A 16,465-nucleotide genomic window follows, 5' to 3' on the forward strand; every position below is an offset into this window, starting at 1 on the left:
CAGCGCGTGCGCGGGCTTTTCTTGCCGCGACGCGGGAACCAACAGGCACGTCGCGCGTATGGATGCATGAGTATTTTCAAACGCGCCGCCTTCGCCCCCATTGCCGCCCTTGGCTTTGCCCTTCCTCTTGCAGCTACCGCTGATGTGGTGGGCAATGTCGATGTGGACTGGCTGGGCAATGACATCGTCGTAGAGGCGGTCCAAGACCCCGAGGTCAAGGGCGTTACCTGCCATCTGGCCTATTTTGAACGCGGTCTGATCGACCGGCTGCAAAAGGGCAATTGGTTCGAGGACCCATCGAATTCCTCCATCTCTTGCCGCCAGACCGGCCCGATCGAGATTGGGGACATCTCGCGCGATGACGAGGGCGAGACGGTGTTCAGCGAACGCCGGTCCGTGATCTTCAAGACGCTGAAGGTCAAACGGATTTTCGACGAGGAAAACAACACCTTGGTCTATATCAGCCACGCGCGCGATGTGCAGAACGGATCTGCAAAAATGTCGATGTCGACTGTGCCGCTCTACGTACCGACCAAATAGGCAAAGCTTTGCCAAGGCGTATCATCCGCTTTGCCCGCCCCCATGCTTCGGCTATTCTATGCCGAAGTCATAACAAACAAGGGTGCGGGCAGTATGAGCATTTCTCGAAGAAGTTTCACCGTCGGAGTGGCAGCATTGGGTCTTGCGGCCTGTAGCACTGGCAACAGGGCAGGCAGCTTTGCGCCGCGCAGCGATGCGGCGCTGGCACCGGACCTGCAACCCCAACCGAACGCGGGCTATGACGCGTGGGTTTCGGCGTTCAAGTCACGCGCTGCGGCGCAGGGCATTTCCGACAGCACGCTGCGTCGCGGCTTTGCAGGGGCGGGCTATCTACCGGGGGTGGTCAAACGGGACCGCAACCAGACGGAATTCAGCCGCTCGCTTGAAGATTACCTTGCCATTGCGGCATCGGACGAACGTGTCAGCAAAGGGCGCGCAGCATTCGCGCGCCACCAGGGCGTGCTGCGCCAGATAGAGGCGCGCTATGGCGTGCCTGCCGAAGTCGTCACCGCCGTGTGGGGGCTGGAAAGCTTTTACGGGGAACGGCGCGGGAATGTGCCGGTCGTGTCGGCGACATCGACGCTGGCCTATGACGGTCGTCGCGGGGCCTTTTTCGAGAAACAACTGATTGCGGCGCTGCATATCCTTGAGCGCGGCGATGTGTCGGCTGCCGGTCTGACCGGAAGCTGGGCCGGTGCCATGGGCCACACGCAGTTCATCCCCACATCCTATCAATCCTTCGCGGTAGATTTCACCGGCGACGGCAAACGTGACATCTGGTCTGACGACCCGTCGGATTCGCTGGCCTCCACCGCCGCCTATCTGGCGAAGTCGGGCTGGAAGTCCGGCCAGAAATGGGGCGCAGAAATGGGCACCGCGGCGGCAAGCTCTGCCACGCCGGTGCAGATCCTCCAGCCGGATGCGGGCGGGCCGCGCTTTGCGATCTTTAACAACTTCAAGGCGATCAAGCGCTATAACAACTCGGACAATTACGCGATTGGCGTCGGGCATCTGTCGGACCGTATCGCAGGGGGCGGGCCTATTCAGGCCAGCTTTGGCCCCGATAAATACGGGTTGACCATTGATGATCGCAAGGCGTTGCAGGAACGGCTGACCGCCCGCGGTTTTGACACAGACGGCACCGATGGTGTGATCGGCCCGAACAGCCGCAAGGCGATCACCGCCTATCAGCAAAGCCAGGGGCTGCCCGCAACCGGCGACCCGTCGCGCGAGCTGCTGGCGCGGTTGGGCTGATACCGCGATGAAACGATGATCCGCTCGCTTAGGTCGGGCGGATCAGGTCGGCGATTTCGGACAGTTTGCTGGCCAGCGGGCTGGTCTTGCGCCAGATCATCCCCACACGGCGCGTCGGTTCGGGCGCGGGAAAGGCGTTGACCGCCACCTGCGCCGACCGCGTTTCCACGGCGACGGCCATCTCGGGGATCAGCGTCACGCCAATGCCCGCGCCGACCATCTGTACCAGCGTGGACAGGGAGCTCGCATCCAGCCCCTCGCGCGCGGTTTCCGACTGCATATCGCAAAACGACAGGGCCTGATCGCGAAAGCAATGCCCTTCCTCAAGCAGCAGTAACTTCATCTCGTTCAGATGTGCGCTGCTGGGGATCGGCTTGCCGCGATCAGCCTCGGGACGCACCAGCATGAATTTCTCGTCAAACAGGGTGACTTCGGTCAGGGAGGGTTCTGATACGGGCAGGGCGACGATGGCAGTGTCGATGCGCCCCTCAGTCAGCTCGGTGATCAGCCGCGGGGTCATGGTTTCGCGCACGTGGATATCCAGCGCGGGGTTCATCCGGGTTAGCTTGGTGATGATCGAAGGCAGTAGATATGGGCCGATGGTAGGAATGATGCCGATTCTCAGCCGGCCCATCAGCCCGTCCTTGGAGGCGCGCGCCATATCCTGAAGCTCGTCCACCCCCTGCAGGATCGCCCGCGCGCGCGGCGCGAAATCGACGCCAAAGCTGGTCAACGTGATATTCCGCCCGCCGCGATCAAAGAGGGGCGTTTGCAAGTTCTGCTCCAACTCCTTGATTTGCACGGATAAGGCGGGCTGCGAGATCGCACAGGCCTCGGCGGCGTGGCCAAAGTGACGGTGATGGGCAACGGCCTCGAAGTAGCGAAGCTGTTTCAGGGAAATGTTGGTCATAGTTTATTTTTATCAAACTGATAGGAAATGCCAACTTAAACTAATCAATAACTGCTGTTAGAACAATTCCAGAAAGACGGGGCAGACTGTATCGCGCCCCCGACATCCATCCCCCGTGACGCGGTGCAAAACCGCGCACCAGACAGATAACATCGGAGACCACCATGGACGGAAATGACGTCGAAAACATCAGCAAATGCCCGGTCGTCGGCAGCCACGGCCGCAACTCAAAGCGCGGTGCGCGGTCGTTGAACGAATGGTGGCCGAACCAGCTGAACCTCAAGCTGCTGCACCAGAACACCATCGATTCGAACCCGCTCGGGCCAGACTTTGACTATGCCGAAGAGTTCAAGAAGCTCGACGTTGATGCGGTCAAGGCTGACCTGCATGCGCTGATGACGGATTCGCAAGACTGGTGGCCCGCGGACTATGGTCACTATGGCCCGTTCTTCATCCGTATGGCATGGCACGCGGCAGGCACCTACCGGACGGCGGATGGCCGTGGCGGGTCCAGCACGGGCACGCAGCGTTTCGCGCCGCTCAACAGCTGGCCCGATAACGCCAACCTCGACAAGGCGCGCCGCCTGCTGTGGCCGATCAAGCAAAAATACGGCAACCAGATTTCTTGGGGTGACCTGATCATCCTGTGCGGCAATATCGCGCTGGAATCGATGGGGCTGAAAACATTCGGCTTCGCCGGTGGCCGCGTGGACCGTTGGGAACCCGAAGAGGATGTCTATTGGGGCCCCGAGGACGAATGGCTGGGCAACAAACGCTACAGCCAGGAACGCGCGTTGGAAGACCCGCTGGCCGCTGTGCAGATGGGCCTGATCTATGTGAACCCCGAAGGGCCGGACGGCAAACCCGACCTGCAAGGGTCGGCCAATGACATCCGCGACACCTTTGGTCGGATGGCGATGAACGACTACGAAACCGTCGCGCTGATCGCGGGTGGTCACACCTTTGGTAAAGCGCATGGTGCCGTGGGTGGCGAGAATGCCGGCCCCGATCCCGAAGCCTCGCCACTGGAAGCACAGGGATTTGGCTGGACCAACAAGCACGAGACAGGCCACGGCATCCACGCCCTGACCAGCGGGCTTGAAGGCGCATGGTCGCAAACTCCGACAAGCTGGGACATGACTTACTTCGACAACCTGCTGGGGCTCGAATGGGAAATGACCAAAAGCCCTGCCGGTGCCGTACAGTGGACCCCAAAGAACGGCGACGCCGCAGGGACCGTGCCGGATGCGCATGACCCGTCCAAACGTCACGCGCCTATCATGTTCACCTCTGACCTCGCGCTGCGCGAAGACCCCGAGTATTTCAAAATCTCGACGCGTTTTCATGAGAATCCCGAGGAATTTGCCGACGCATTTGCCCGTGCATGGTTCAAGCTGACCCACCGCGACATGGGGCCGATTGCCCGCTATCTGGGCAAGGACGTTCCCAGCGAAGAGCTGATCTGGCAGGACCCGATCCCCGCCGTGACGCATACGCTGGTCGATGACGCAGATGTGGCATCGCTGAAAGCCAAAGTGCTGGAGTCGGGGCTGAGCGTTCAGGAACTGGTGGCCACCGCTTGGGGCTCTGCCGCGACCTTCCGCGGGTCCGACAAGCGCGGCGGTGCAAATGGCGCGCGCATCCGTCTGGCACCGCAGAAAGACTGGCCGGTGAACGAACCCGATCAGTTGGCCAAAGTGCTTGGCGTGCTGGAAACGATCCGCGCAGACTTCAACAACGCGCAGTCGGGGGACAAAGAAATCTCTGTCGCTGACCTGATCGTGCTGGCCGGTGCCGCCGGGATCGAGAAAGCCGCCAAGGACGCGGGCCACGACGTGACCGTGCCCTTCGCACCGGGTCGCGGCGATGCCTCGCTTGAACAGACCGAGGTTGACTCCGTTGCCTATCTTGAACCCGTCACCGACGGTTTCCGCAACTTTGCCAAGACCCGCTATTCGGTCACCACGGCAGAGCTGCTGGTCGACCGTGCACAGCTTCTGACGTTGACCGCGCCAGAGATGACGGTTCTGGTTGGGGGGATGCGTGCACTGGACGTGAACGTGGGCCGCGCCAAACACGGCGTGTTCACCGATGCGCCCGGCACGCTGAACAACGACTTCTTCACCACGCTGCTGGATATGGGCACCGTGTGGTCGAAGGCGGACGAGACGGCGACGGACGACATCTATGAAGGCCGCGACCGCGCCACGGGTGAGCTGAAGCACACCGGGACCGCTGTTGATCTGCTTTTCGGGTCGAACTCGCAACTGCGCGCGATTGCAGAGGTCTATGCAGGTGATGTCGCGAAAGACAAATTCGTGACCGACTTCATCGCCGCCTGGACGAAGGTGATGAACCTCGACCGTTTTGATCTCGCCTAAGGGTAGGTAACGAGTGCCAAGGGCGCGGCCGGTATCCGGTCGCGCCCTTTTTTATGTCGTGGTGTCAGATGAAACAGGGCTTAGCTGCCCGCGTGGCGTAGCAGATGGGCCTGTGCCTGCTTTGCCGTGGGTGGGGTGCTGCCGCCCAGCAACAGCAGATGCCAGTAGAATTGTACTTCCGCCGGATCGGTCATCAATGCGGCAAAGCTGTCATGGTGCCACTGCACCGCCTGCGCGTGCGCGTCGGCCACACCGGGCAGGGCGCGCAGGCGGGTGACCTCTGCCATTGTTGCGTCCAGCATCGGGTCAATCATCGTGTCAGTCACGGTGTTGAAATTACGCTCCGCCCAGTAATGCAGATCCAGCCGCTTTGTCGTCCGGTTGGGCAGGCCGCGCCCGCGTTTGACCATAAACTCGCCCGCCGAGCGCAGGGAATAGTGGTTCAGCCGCGCGCGCGCTTGGCTCTGCATCACGCCGAACAGGTTGATCCGGTTATCATTTTCGGCAAAGCCCCCGGGGGCGGTCTGAACACCGCCCAGGTTCCACTGCGGGCTGACATCGCGCTTTTTCTTGGGCCGATGCACGCCGAGCTTCTGAAACGCCGCGGGCCGGTGCAGGGTCTTGAAGAAGCTTCCCGCAGGCAGAAAGAACGGATCAGGGGCCGCATGGCGAAACCGCAGCGGGGTGAGCGTATCTTGCAACGCCTCTTGCCCGTCCGCGCCGAAAAACCGCCACGGCAGGGCAATCGCGTCGGTATCCGCGGGGACCGACGCGATCAGATCGGGCAGCCCGCGCATCGGTGCTGCGAGGGTTAGAAACTCATCCGCGTCGAAAAACAGCGCCCAGTCGGCCTGTTTCATCAGGTCATGGCGGTCGGCCAGACGCATGGCCTGCCATTGCACCGATGTGTCGCCCTCGGGGGTAAAGGGCACATGGGTCACATCATCCAGCAGGTCCAGCAGGGCCGGCGTGCCATCGGTGCAATCATGGGTAAAGATCAGAAAATCCGTCACCCCCGCCGCGCGGTGATGCGCGATCCATTCAAGGCAATAGGGCCCTTCGTTGCGCATGCAGGTTACGGCAAGGATACGTGTCACGGGCGGGCGGTCCCTTGGGTCAGGATATCAAAGGTTGGGCAAATGACTCTCATGCGGGTCAGGGCAAGTCAATCTTTGCCACGGGCGATGCTGCGCCGGCTTAGGATTGTTTACAAGCTGGGGTCGGCTAAGCTATCGTTCTGCCAATGTATTTGAAAACACCACGGTGCATTTCAGCCCCGCGTTTCGCGCCACCAGAGAGGCCCCTTATATCATGAACACCCGTCGCCCTGTCGCCTCCCTTTGGATTGGCGAAAAGCTTCATTATCTGAACCAGCTTTGCCTCAAGTCCCATGTCGTTGCAGGTCATAAAACGATCCTTTACTGCGCCGATAAAGTGGACAACGCCCCCGTAGGGGTCGAGGTGCGCCCCGCGTCCGAGATCATGGAGATTGACCGCGAGCTGGTCGCCGCGACCAGCGCGTCTTTCCTGTCGAATGTGTTCCGCTACAAGATGATCCAGAAGACCGGCGCGATCTGGATCGACTGCGACGCTTTCTGCCACCAGCCTTTCCCCGAGGATCAGGAATATATCTTTGGCCGCCACGGCATGTCCGGCGCTCTCAACTGTGGTGTGGTGGGGCTGCCGCAGGAATGCGAGTTGATGGATCAACTGCTGGATTACTACGATAACCTGCCGGACTATCCCGCATGGTGGAACAAGAACCAGCGCAAGAAATACGACCGCCAAGACCCCAAACTGACCCACGCGCACCGCATCTATAACGCCGAGCGTACGGCCTTTGGCCCGCAGGCGTTTACCTATTTCGCCAAGCAGACCGGCCAGTATGAAAAAGCAAGCGAACGCGAGGTGCTGTATCCGGTGCCGTTCCAGTTGAACGACATCTTCTATGACCCGCATGGCCGCGTTGAAGGGCATTTCACCGATCAGACGCTTTCGGTGCACCTTTATACCAATGGCACGAAACCGTGGTGGGAAAAGAACGAACCTCTGCCCGGCTCCTATGCCGCGCGGATGTGCGAGAAGATCGGGATCGACCCGTCCAAAGCGCTGCGCTAAGCCGCGTTACAGAGGGCCTTTGCCATCAATCTGAAACCGCACACCAGCCGGCACGGCAAGCTGCTGGCCATCTCTATGATGAAGGACGAGGCACCATTCCTGCTGGAGTGGTATGCCCATCATCTTGCCGTGGGGTTCACCAAGATACTCGTTTACACAAACGATTGTTCCGACGGCACGGATGACATGTTGATCCGGCTTGAAGAGCTGGGTCTGGGCTACCACCGGCGCAACGACATCCCCGAAGGTGTGAAGCCGCAGCCATCGGCGATGAAATACGCGCAGGCCGAACCCAAAGTCGCCGAGGCCGACTGGATCTTGATGTTCGATGCCGATGAATTCCTCTGCATCAACTATGGTGACGGCACGCTGGACCCGATGCTGGACGCGGCGGGGGATGCCAATGGGATCGTGATCACCTGGCGGATATTTGGCTCTGGCAATGTGGTCGACTGGTCCCGCGATCCGGTGACCGAACAATACCTCTATGCGGCCCCGCCGACGTGGAACAAGGGCTGGGGCGTTAAGACGCTGTTCAAGTTTGACCCTGACAAATGGAAAATCGGCATCCATCGCCCGTCGATCAAGAACAAGCATCTGGAGACCGGCTTTCCCGACACTGTGAAATGGCTCAACGGGTCGGGTCAGCCGATGGAGGATTACTTCAAGTTTCGCGGCTGGCGGTCGATCCGGCGCACCGTGGGCTATCAATGGGCGCAGATGAACCACTATGCGGTCAAATCGGTCGACAGCTATGCGATCCGCAAGTTTCGCGGCAATGTGAACAACAAGAAAGACAAGTATAACGCCGACTATTGGTCATTGCAGGACCGCAACGAGGTCTATGATGACAAGATCCTTCGCTATACCGAACGGCGCAAGCAGATCATGGACGAGCTGCTGACTGATCCGGTTCTGTCGCGTCTCCATAATGCCGCTATCGAAAAGGTCGAGGCACGGCTTGAAGAATACCGCGCGACCGACGCCTATGCAGAGCTGAAGCAATCGCTGCTTGAGGCATCCGAGGTGCCGATCACGCAGATCGTGGCCAAGCCGCCCAAGGCCCGCGACCCCGAAGAGATCGCCAAGCTGATGTCTCAGGTCGAGAAAAACGTCGCCGACCGCCCCGCCGAGGAACGCCGTAGCGTGCCGGAAGCCGCATTCGCGGATGTCGCAGAGGGCGGCGACGGGTTCGTTCCGGGCGACATTGACGTATCAGTTCAAACGGCGGTGGACTGGGTGCCCAACCACGACATCGCCCTGCCTGCGGATGTGCGTATCTTTGCGCAAAGCACGCTCGAGCTTGTGATGCGCGGCAAATACCAAAGACGTATGGCGCGCATGACCGGGCGTATGGTCGAGGATGGCCAAAAGGTGCTCGACCTTGGTGCGGGGATCGGTTTTCTGTCGATTCATGCCGCGCAAACGGTGTCAGGTGCGACGGTTTTGGCGCAAGAGGATAACAGCTCGCGGTTTGCGATCATGCGCGACGTGCTGGACCATAACGCGCTTGAAATGGGCGACCGTTTGTCCATGATCAACGCGCCGGTGATCTGCGACAACGATGCCGAAACCCTTGCGCGGGTGAACCAGATGATCGCGGACCATCAGCCGGATGTTCTGCGCATCAGCTACGAGGAACTGGGCGGCGGATTGCTTAGCCGGGTGACGCTTGGCCCTGTGACGCGTGTCGTGTTGTTCGGGCCTGCCGTGGCCGCGTTCCATGCACAACGGAGCAAGGTCAAAGACCCGAGCCTTTCGCCCGACCAGGACCAAAGCATGCCCGAGTTTGTTATCATCGAGCCAAAGCAGGCTGCCCATGCGACCTGAGACGGCTTTCCCGAAGGGGATGGCGGCTGCGGTGCTTTTGCCGCCTCGGGGATGGTGACATAAACGATGCTGAAGGGGGCGCGAAACGGCGCCCGACCCGCCAATAGGAACGTATCAAATGCCAGACCACGCCCCCAGTAAACGCGGTGTCCTTCTTCGGGCAAAGAACGGCGACGTGATCGGCTTTGACGAAACGGGCCTGCGCCTGAACCTCTCGGACACCGTCATCGCGGATATCCACCGCCGCCTGCCTGCCGGGGGGCAGGTGCTGCCCGTCGATGCGGCCGTGTTGGGCGATGTCGATGCGTGGAACCTTCGAGAGCAGGGAGAATGGTACGTGTTTGACGCGAACCTGCCCGGTGCCCAAGGCACGCGGCAATTTCGACGCAAAATCACCGCTGCCCCGGACGCTAGCGCGCCTGACATTATTGCCGACACGTCGGGCGCGGTGTTTGGTGTTCTGGCCATCGGGGGCACGCGGCGGGCGGTGACTGCAGATGAAACACTGTCCTTCCCCTACCATGTGGTGACCACCGGTGACGACTTGGGGCCCGCTGGGGCTGCGGGGACAGAAACGCTGGCACCCACTGACCTGATGCAGCGCCTGACCGAACAGACCCGCGACAGCCTGATCGCCGACGAAATTCTGCGTCGCAGACACGCGGAGCACCGGGCCTTGCCACTGCTATATGCGCGCACCGAAACCGACAGCAGCGCCAGCATCAGCGCGTTGATCGACGGGGCCGCCTTTACCAGCTTTCATCAGACTGTCGCCAACCTTTGTGCCGCCGCGCGCGCATTGGGTAAACCGGCCAAGGTCCTGTCTGTGGGGCTTGATTTCACGCTCGAAGATGTTCTGAGCACCGGACCCGAATGGTGCGCCGCCATGCACGCGCTGATGCGCCGTATCACGGATATCTTCGCCGACCACGGATTGCGCAAGCCGCTGTTTACGGCTGTCTTTGATGCAGGGACGCGGGATGTATCGGACTCGGACGTGCTGCGCGCGCAGTGGGATTTGGCATGGAACAAGGGCGGGCACGATCACGTCTACGCGGCACCGGGCTATATGTTCGCGCTGGATGAATTTGGCCGGCCCACAGATATCGCGCGGCTGCAAATGGCCGAGATGGAGGCCTGCGCGATCGAGGCGCGCAACAGCGACCAACCGTGGAACTGTCCCGTTCTTCTGCTGGCAGAGCGTGAGCCCGACAACCCCAGCGTGATCCGTTGCCGCGGGGAGGGGATGGGCTCCTTTGTGCTGGATGCCGCCGATCCGCTGAATGCCGGTGGTGCCTGTGGTTTCCGCCTTGAAGGGGACAGTGCCGGTGCCAAGATTACCAGCGTGCAAGTTGATGCCAAAGACCGTAACGATCTGCTGATCACCTGTGACAAGCCTCCGACGGGGGAGGGGCTGACGCTGTGTTACGCCATCGGGGCCGCACCCAGCGACGACGGGATGCCCGCCAATCGCGGGGCGCTGCGCGACGGGTTCTGCTATGCCAGCCGAACCGGAGAGATGTTACACCGTTGGGCGCTGCCAGCCGCGCTGCCGGTGCACTGATGCAAGATTTTACGCCCCTTTATGTCGATATCGACCTGCCCGAAGGTGCCTTGTTGCGCGATGACGCAGGGCAGGCCAGCGTCGTGGACGCCTGTCACCCCAATGATGCGCAGGCGGTCTGGTACCATGCCCATGCCCCCGCCATGACCTTCAATGCGCAAAAGGCGATTACCCAATGGGCCGCCGAGAACGGACTTGGCCCGCGCGCGCGCCCTGTCGATCCGAATGACGACAATGGCACGTTGCTGGAGGGCGGCGGGGTGGCATTCACGCGCGGGGTGAACTGCGGCTTTGTCGTTGATGCGGCACTGGTCGAGCAGGACTGCTTTTGCCTTGCCATCCGCGTCTCTTCGCCCGACGCAGAGGCGCGTAGCCTCCTGACGGTGAACCCCGACGCCAGCGACAACTACCTGTTTCTCAGCGAAAGCGAGGGCCGGCTGATCTGGCGGGATGATGCAGGTATGGTCGAGGTCTCTATCCCCGCACCGGGTAAGGACTATTGGGTGCTGGCAGGTTTTGACCAAGGGAAGTTGCACCTGACCGCCGCACCGGTCGGGGATGTGTTTCCGATCCCGCAGAAGAGCACCCGACCAAGCGCTGAACTGGCGGAAGAGTTGAACGGTGTGGCTGATCTGTTCATCGGCTGCCGGTCCCACCGCAAGGGGATCCTCAAGACCCTGGGCTCATCGGTGGTGCATGATGTGCTGATCTGGCTTGATCATGGTGCCAGCACGCCCGCCGCCCTTGAACAGGTCGCGCGCGCTTGCCGCTATGCTGAAGCGCCCCGAAACACAGGGGAACGCCCATGAGCTTTACCAGAGCCGACACCGCTGGCGGCAATATCTGTGTCATCTGGATCGATGACATGATCGATATTTTCACGTGGCGAACTGCCTTCGGGCTGCAGATCAGCACGCCCAATATCGACCGCTTCATGTCCGAGGGGACGCGGTTTTCCAATGCCTATGCCACCGTGCCGCTTTGTGCGCCGTGCCGGGCGGAACTGGCGACGGGGTTGTCACCGTTTCGCACGGGGCTGGTCGATCTCAACCGGTTTTGGCGCGATATCTTGCCGCCAACGGCGGGCTGGCAATACGATCTGCGTCGCAACGGGTTCCGGACGTTCACGACGGGCAAGGTCGACAGCAACTACAAACCCATGCCCCATGAATATGCGCGCATCCTCTTTCATGAACAGCCTGAGGCAAAGGATGCGGGGCGGCGATCCAAGGTCAAGAAATACCTCGACAAGGGGCCGGGGATCGCGGGCGTGAACCATCCCGATGACGATGGCAGCCAGGATGACCGCTTCTACGACAATAGGGTGGCGCAGAACGCCATCGACTATCTGGATCGGGCCGACCCTGCGCGGCGGCACTTGATCCAGCTGGGCTTCAAGCACCCGCATTACAACCTGCAATGCCCCGACCGCTTCTATCAGCAGTATGATCCCGACCAGATCGTCTGGCCCAATTCAGCCGCGCCGGAAGATTACTTTGGCCCGCAGGAGGGCATGGCCGTCTACGAGGCCGCCTATATCGCCAACGGTCCCTGGACCCCGGAGAAGGCGGGCGATCATGCGTGGCGACAGGTTGTACGCGCCTATTTCGCGGCCATCAGCCATGTGGATGCGGAAATCGGTCGCTTCATGGACGCCTTGCGCGGCTCGGACCTGGTGGAAAATACCACCGTCCTGTTGCTGTCAGACAATGGGTTCAACCTTGGCACCCACGACAGTTTCCACAAGATGAGCCAATGGGACAGCGCCGCCCATGTGCCGCTGGGGATCTGGCACGCAGGCATGACGCAGGGCCGCGTGGTCGAGATGCCCGTATCGCTGCACAATGTGCCCAAGACGATCATGGATTTGGCAGGGCTGCCATACCGTCCGGACTGGACGTCGGGCCAAAGCCTGCTGCCGCTGATCGATGACAGTTTCGGATCGTATGACGACAGCAAATCTCCGGTGACGAGCGTTTTCGGCACGCTCTCCGTGCGCGCCGCCGATCCCGATCTGAGCCAATACCGCTACTTCCGCTACCCCAACGGCGAAGAGCATATCTATGATCTGGTCGCCGACCCCGGCGAGACGAAAAATATCGTGGAAACGGCCCCGCTCGACGCGTTGCGCCGCACGATGGTGGACAATGCGCTCGACCTCGGGCTTGACCTGCGCGGGTTCGAGAACCCGCAGCGCGGGGTCAATGCGATGATGGCGCTGGACGGCTCTGTGGTGCTGGCGGGGGGCACGGCGGATAATGATTATTGGGCCTATGGGGCCAATGCCGAAAAGATTTCGGAAGATGAGGACGGCGGCAATGACACCTTGTGGTATATGGCGGGACCAGATGACTATGTGCTGCACATGCCCGCCTATATCGAGAATATCCGCATCGCCACTGTCGTCGCCCGGGAAGAGCAAGACCCCTCGAAGGGCAAGCCCATTGCGGTTGTGGCGCATCCCGATACCCCGATGAACTTCGAAACCTCCGAAAGGGTCGCGGTGAACGTCCAAGGAAGCCGCGGGGCCGATGTGATGATCGGTGCAAAATACGCGGGCGCGACCTTCTATGGCGGTGCCGGCGACGATATGTTGATCGCCAAATCAGGGCGCGGCAAGGATGTGCACCTGTTCTACGGCGGCGCGGGCAATGACACGCTGATCGGCGGCAATGGGCGCGACATCCTCGACGGGGGCGCGGGCAACGACGTGATCCGTGGCGGGGCAGGGCGCAGCAAGATCTACGGCGGGCCGGGCAATGACGATATTTCCGACGGCGAAGGCGGGTCCGAAATCCACACCGGCCCCGGCCGTAATCGTGTGAAATCCGCAGGCGGGGATGATACGATCTATATCGGCAGCGGGCACAACACGATTGAACCCGGCAAAGGGCGTGCGACCTTCCACGTGGCTTATGGCGGCGTGACGACACTTACCGGATGGGAGGACGACTATACGCTCGACCTATCCGACTGGCCGGCCGCCCCGACCATCACAATCGACGAAGGCCGTGGTGCGGAACTGAGGCTCGGCGTCGCCGTCGTGCGGATCAACGCCGCCGTCAGCGCCAGTCAATTACAGTCGCAAATCCAGCAAAGCCGATGAAAGCGCTGTCGCCCACCGAAAGCCCGGGGCGGCAGCGGATGTCTTAGACGCTGCGCAGGCCCAGAATGTCGCGCGCCTGCTGCCAGGTCGCCACGGGGCGTTCGTATTTCTCGCATAGATCCGCCGCGCGTTTGATCAGCGCCGCGTTGGATGGGGCGAGCGTGTTACGGTCCAGACGCACGTTGTCTTCCAGGCCGGCCCGCGTGTGACCGCCCGCCGCAATCGCCCATTCGTTCACGACGATCTGGTTCGGCCCGATACCTGCGGCACACCACGCGGCCTCGGGCGCGCGGGCTTTCAACTGCGCGACGTAGAAGTCAAAAACCTCTTTATCCGCGGGCATGGCGTTTTTCACCCCCATGACGAATTGCACATAAAGCCGCCCGAACAGCTTGCCGTCCTTGTGGTGCTGGATCGCCTGTAGGATGTGGCTCAGATCGAAGGCTTCGATCTCGGGCACAACCTCATGGGCGCGCATTTCGGACGCCAGCCAATCCACCAGATCCGGCGGGTTCTCGTAGACGCGGGTGGGAAAGTTGTTCGACCCCACCGACAGCGAGGCCATATCGGGCCGCAGTGACAGCATGCCGCCGCGCGCCTTGCCCGCACCTGACCGCCCGCCGGTCGAGAACTGGATGATCATCCCGGGGCAGTGTTTCTCCAGCCCCTCTTTCAACCGCGCAAATTTCTCTGGGTCAGAGGAGGGCGTCTCGTCATCATTGCGCACATGGGCGTGGCAGATGCTTGCCCCGGCTTCAAAAGCTTCATGCGTGCTTTCAATCTGCTCGGTGATCGTGACGGGCACGGCGGGGTTGGCGGCTTTGGTCGGTACGCTGCCGGTGATGGCAACGCAAAGAATGCATGGATCAGACATCTAGGAACACTGTTTCTTTCTCGCCCTGAAGGTAAATATCAAACCGATAGACGCCATCGGTTTCTTTCTCCGCGATCAGGGTCGCAACGCGGTTTTGATGTTCAATACGGGTCAGCAACGGGTCGGCGCTGTTATCGGCATCGGGGAAATACATACGTGTATTCAAGCCGATATTGATCCCGCGCGCGACGATCCACAAGCTGATATGCGGGGCCATCATACGCCCGTCAGGAAAGGGCACGGCACCGGGGCGGATGGTGTCGAACTGCCATTCGCCGGTGTCATAATCGCCCGCCTGGCGGCCCCATCCGGTAAAGTTCGGATCGGCGGCCCCACGGGGGTCGTTGCCCGGATAGAGCCCCGCCGCATCGGCCTGCCAGATCTCGACCAGCGCGTCTTTCAGCGGCGTGCCGGTGCCGTCATAGATCGTGCCCTTCACCGTGATCCGTTCGCCTTTGGTCTTGGCATTGACCATACGCGTGCCCAGATCCTCGGGGTAGACGCCGGTGATGTCGCAAAAATTCGGCACGCAGCCGATATGGACATAGGGCCCTGCAGTCTGCGACGGGCTTTCTTTCAACTGGGTCAGCTCTTGCATCAGTTCCCCTCCATCCGGTTTTCAAACATGGTGGACCGGCGGCCTCTGAGCACGATGTCGAATTTATAGGCCCGCGCATCCATTGGCACGGTATTGTCCATGTCCAACGGCGCGATCAACTGCTCTACCGCGGCGCGCGACGGGATCGTCTGCACGATGGGGCATTTCCAGATCAGCGGATCGCCCTCAAAATACATCTGCGTGATCAAGCGCTGCGCAAAACCCTGTCCGAAAACGGAAAAATGGATATGCGCAGGGCGCCAGTCATTCACCCCGTTGGGCCAGGGGTAGGCACCCGGTTTGACTGTGCGCAGGCTATAGCCGCCGTTCGCATCGGTCACCGTGCGGCCGCATCCGCCAAAATTGGGATCGAGCGGGGCCAGATAGCCCTCTTTCTTGTGGCGATAGCGCCCCCCTGCATTGGCTTGCCAAAATTCGAGCAACACACCAGGCACACCGCGCCCGTTCTGGTCGAGCACACGACCATGCACGATGATCCGCTGGCCAATCGCCATCTCGCCCTCGGCGGCGTAGTTGAGGATCAGGTCATTATCCAGCGCCCCCAGCATGTTGTGGCCAAAGACCGGGCCGGTCTGCTCGCTCAGCGTGGTATTCATCGAGATCAGCGCCTTTTGCGGCGACCGCACCACCGATGTCTTATAGGCCGGTGCCAGCGCGGGCGGGTGCCAGCTCCGGTCACGGTGAAAGAACGCTCCGTTCTGATCGGTCATTCGACGGCTTCCATTTCCTGATAGGTCTGTTTGGCGAGTTTAAGCGCATGGTTCGCCTTTGGCACCCCCGCGTAAATGGCAACATGCTGGAACGCTTCGATCACATCGGATTTGCTGGCACCGGTATTGGCGGTGGCGCGGATGTGCATGGGGATTTCCTCGAAATTGCCGGTCGCCGCCAGCAGTGCCAGCGTCAGCATCGACCGTTCGCGGCGGCTGATCTTGTCGCTGGCCCAGACGGTGCCCCAGGCCGCTTCGGTGATCAGACTTTGGAACGGCGCGTCCAGCTCGGTCTTGGCGGCTTCGGCGCGGTCCACATGGGCATCGCCCAAAACGGCGCGGCGGGTGGTCATACCGATCTCGGTTCGGTCGGCCATGTTCTTCTCCTCGGTCACGGTGGGTGTTCATTGTCTCGCTACCGATTGGACAGGAAAAACACGCGGCGCGCAAACGCATATCCGCCCTTCCAAATGGATGAAAATCCCGGGGGAGGGGCCGCAAAGCGGTGCCGGGGGCAGCGCCCCCTTATGCCTGTCCGGCATCCCCCTGACCTTGACAT

Annotated in this window: 14 protein-coding genes; 8 read left to right on the top strand and 6 right to left on the bottom strand. The window is 61.1% G+C overall.

Going from position 1 to position 16,465, the window contains the following annotated elements; translation table 11 throughout:
* The first annotated feature begins 66 nt into the window (after positions 1-66).
* Positions 67-540, top strand: a complete 474-nt coding sequence (locus tag EE36_RS10910) for a CreA family protein (protein WP_005852196.1) — start codon at positions 67-69, stop codon at positions 538-540.
* Between the two features lie 93 nt (positions 541-633).
* Positions 634-1,794, top strand: a complete 1,161-nt coding sequence (locus tag EE36_RS10915) for a lytic murein transglycosylase (RefSeq protein WP_039911789.1) — start codon at positions 634-636, stop codon at positions 1,792-1,794.
* 28 nt (positions 1,795-1,822) lie between these two features.
* On the opposite strand, the gene EE36_RS10920 is transcribed toward EE36_RS10915, so the two are convergent.
* On the bottom strand, positions 1,823-2,704 hold the full coding sequence (locus EE36_RS10920) for a hydrogen peroxide-inducible genes activator (protein ID WP_005852200.1): 882 nt from the start codon (positions 2,702-2,704) through the stop codon (positions 1,823-1,825).
* Positions 2,705-2,868: 164 nt separating this feature from the next.
* On the opposite strand from EE36_RS10920, the gene katG reads away from it, so the two are divergent.
* Positions 2,869-5,085, top strand: a complete 2,217-nt coding sequence (katG, locus tag EE36_RS10925) for a catalase/peroxidase HPI (RefSeq protein ID WP_005852202.1) — start codon at positions 2,869-2,871, stop codon at positions 5,083-5,085.
* An 80-nt stretch (positions 5,086-5,165) separates the two neighbouring features.
* Here katG and EE36_RS10930 read toward each other — a convergent pair whose 3' ends face one another.
* Positions 5,166-6,182, bottom strand: a complete 1,017-nt coding sequence (locus EE36_RS10930) for a glycosyltransferase family 2 protein (protein WP_039911791.1) — start codon at positions 6,180-6,182, stop codon at positions 5,166-5,168.
* 214 nt (positions 6,183-6,396) lie between these two features.
* Here EE36_RS10930 and EE36_RS10935 point away from each other — a divergent pair, with 214 nt between their 5' ends.
* From EE36_RS10935 to EE36_RS10955, 5 genes are all read left to right on the top strand, one after another.
* The gene (locus EE36_RS10935) at positions 6,397-7,203 is read left to right on the top strand and encodes a hypothetical protein (RefSeq protein ID WP_005852206.1); all 807 of its coding nucleotides are present in this window, start codon (positions 6,397-6,399) and stop codon (positions 7,201-7,203) included.
* 75 nt (positions 7,204-7,278) lie between these two features.
* The gene (locus EE36_RS10940) at positions 7,279-9,033 is read left to right on the top strand and encodes a glycosyltransferase family 2 protein (protein ID WP_005852208.1); all 1,755 of its coding nucleotides are present in this window, start codon (positions 7,279-7,281) and stop codon (positions 9,031-9,033) included.
* A gap of 118 nt (positions 9,034-9,151) precedes the next feature.
* Positions 9,152-10,597 carry a hypothetical protein gene (locus EE36_RS10945; RefSeq protein ID WP_005852210.1) on the top strand — a complete coding sequence of 482 codons (1,446 nt, stop codon included), beginning with the start codon at positions 9,152-9,154 and terminating at the stop codon, positions 10,595-10,597.
* Entirely contained in the window at positions 10,597-11,406 is an 810-nt protein-coding gene (locus tag EE36_RS10950) for a hypothetical protein (protein WP_254655577.1), read from the top strand. Before EE36_RS10945 ends, EE36_RS10950 begins: the two co-directional genes overlap by 1 nt.
* A complete protein-coding gene (locus tag EE36_RS10955) occupies positions 11,403-13,703 on the top strand; it encodes a sulfatase-like hydrolase/transferase (RefSeq protein ID WP_005852214.1) in 2,301 nt (766 codons plus the stop codon). The genes EE36_RS10950 and EE36_RS10955 overlap by 4 nt, the downstream gene beginning before the upstream one ends.
* A 43-nt stretch (positions 13,704-13,746) precedes the next feature.
* Here the strand turns inward: EE36_RS10955 and EE36_RS10960 are convergent, their stop codons facing one another.
* Genes EE36_RS10960 through pcaC form a run of 4 tightly spaced genes read right to left on the bottom strand, consistent with a single transcriptional unit; the run spans position 13,747 to position 16,283 of the window.
* Positions 13,747-14,577, bottom strand: a complete 831-nt coding sequence (locus EE36_RS10960; protein WP_005852216.1) for a 3-keto-5-aminohexanoate cleavage protein — start codon at positions 14,575-14,577, stop codon at positions 13,747-13,749.
* Positions 14,570-15,175 carry a protocatechuate 3,4-dioxygenase subunit alpha gene (gene pcaG / locus EE36_RS10965; RefSeq protein ID WP_005852218.1) on the bottom strand — a complete coding sequence of 202 codons (606 nt, stop codon included), beginning with the start codon at positions 15,173-15,175 and terminating at the stop codon, positions 14,570-14,572. The genes EE36_RS10960 and pcaG overlap by 8 nt, the downstream gene beginning before the upstream one ends.
* Positions 15,175-15,906, bottom strand: coding sequence for a protocatechuate 3,4-dioxygenase subunit beta (pcaH, locus tag EE36_RS10970; RefSeq protein ID WP_005852220.1), 732 nt, complete (start codon positions 15,904-15,906; stop codon positions 15,175-15,177). The genes pcaG and pcaH overlap by 1 nt, the downstream gene beginning before the upstream one ends.
* The gene (gene pcaC / locus EE36_RS10975) at positions 15,903-16,283 is read right to left on the bottom strand and encodes a 4-carboxymuconolactone decarboxylase (protein ID WP_039912245.1); all 381 of its coding nucleotides are present in this window, start codon (positions 16,281-16,283) and stop codon (positions 15,903-15,905) included. The genes pcaH and pcaC overlap by 4 nt, the downstream gene beginning before the upstream one ends.
* Positions 16,284-16,465 lie beyond the last annotated feature (182 nt).

Origin of the sequence: Sulfitobacter sp. EE-36 (genome assembly GCF_000152605.1) — a bacterium.
GTDB lineage: Bacteria > Pseudomonadota > Alphaproteobacteria > Rhodobacterales > Rhodobacteraceae > Sulfitobacter > Sulfitobacter pontiacus.

What these genes read in the sequence shown, in the direction of transcription:
- EE36_RS10945 (WP_005852210.1), top strand. Translation starts at nt 9,152, where the DNA reads ATGCCAGACCACGCCCCCAGTAAACGCGGTGTCCTTCTTCGGGCAAAG.
- EE36_RS10910 (WP_005852196.1), top strand. Translation starts at nt 67, where the DNA reads ATGAGTATTTTCAAACGCGCCGCCTTCGCCCCCATTGCCGCCCTTGGC.
- EE36_RS10920 (WP_005852200.1), bottom strand. Translation starts at nt 2,704, where the DNA reads ATGACCAACATTTCCCTGAAACAGCTTCGCTACTTCGAGGCCGTTGCC.
- katG (WP_005852202.1), top strand. Translation starts at nt 2,869, where the DNA reads ATGGACGGAAATGACGTCGAAAACATCAGCAAATGCCCGGTCGTCGGC.
- EE36_RS10940 (WP_005852208.1), top strand. Translation starts at nt 7,279, where the DNA reads ATGATGAAGGACGAGGCACCATTCCTGCTGGAGTGGTATGCCCATCAT.
- EE36_RS10960 (WP_005852216.1), bottom strand. Translation starts at nt 14,577, where the DNA reads ATGTCTGATCCATGCATTCTTTGCGTTGCCATCACCGGCAGCGTACCG.
- pcaH (WP_005852220.1), bottom strand. Translation starts at nt 15,906, where the DNA reads ATGACCGATCAGAACGGAGCGTTCTTTCACCGTGACCGGAGCTGGCAC.
- pcaG (WP_005852218.1), bottom strand. Translation starts at nt 15,175, where the DNA reads ATGCAAGAGCTGACCCAGTTGAAAGAAAGCCCGTCGCAGACTGCAGGG.
- EE36_RS10935 (WP_005852206.1), top strand. Translation starts at nt 6,397, where the DNA reads ATGAACACCCGTCGCCCTGTCGCCTCCCTTTGGATTGGCGAAAAGCTT.
- EE36_RS10950 (WP_254655577.1), top strand. Translation starts at nt 10,597, where the DNA reads ATGCAAGATTTTACGCCCCTTTATGTCGATATCGACCTGCCCGAAGGT.
- pcaC (WP_039912245.1), bottom strand. Translation starts at nt 16,283, where the DNA reads ATGGCCGACCGAACCGAGATCGGTATGACCACCCGCCGCGCCGTTTTG.
- EE36_RS10955 (WP_005852214.1), top strand. Translation starts at nt 11,403, where the DNA reads ATGAGCTTTACCAGAGCCGACACCGCTGGCGGCAATATCTGTGTCATC.
- EE36_RS10915 (WP_039911789.1), top strand. Translation starts at nt 634, where the DNA reads ATGAGCATTTCTCGAAGAAGTTTCACCGTCGGAGTGGCAGCATTGGGT.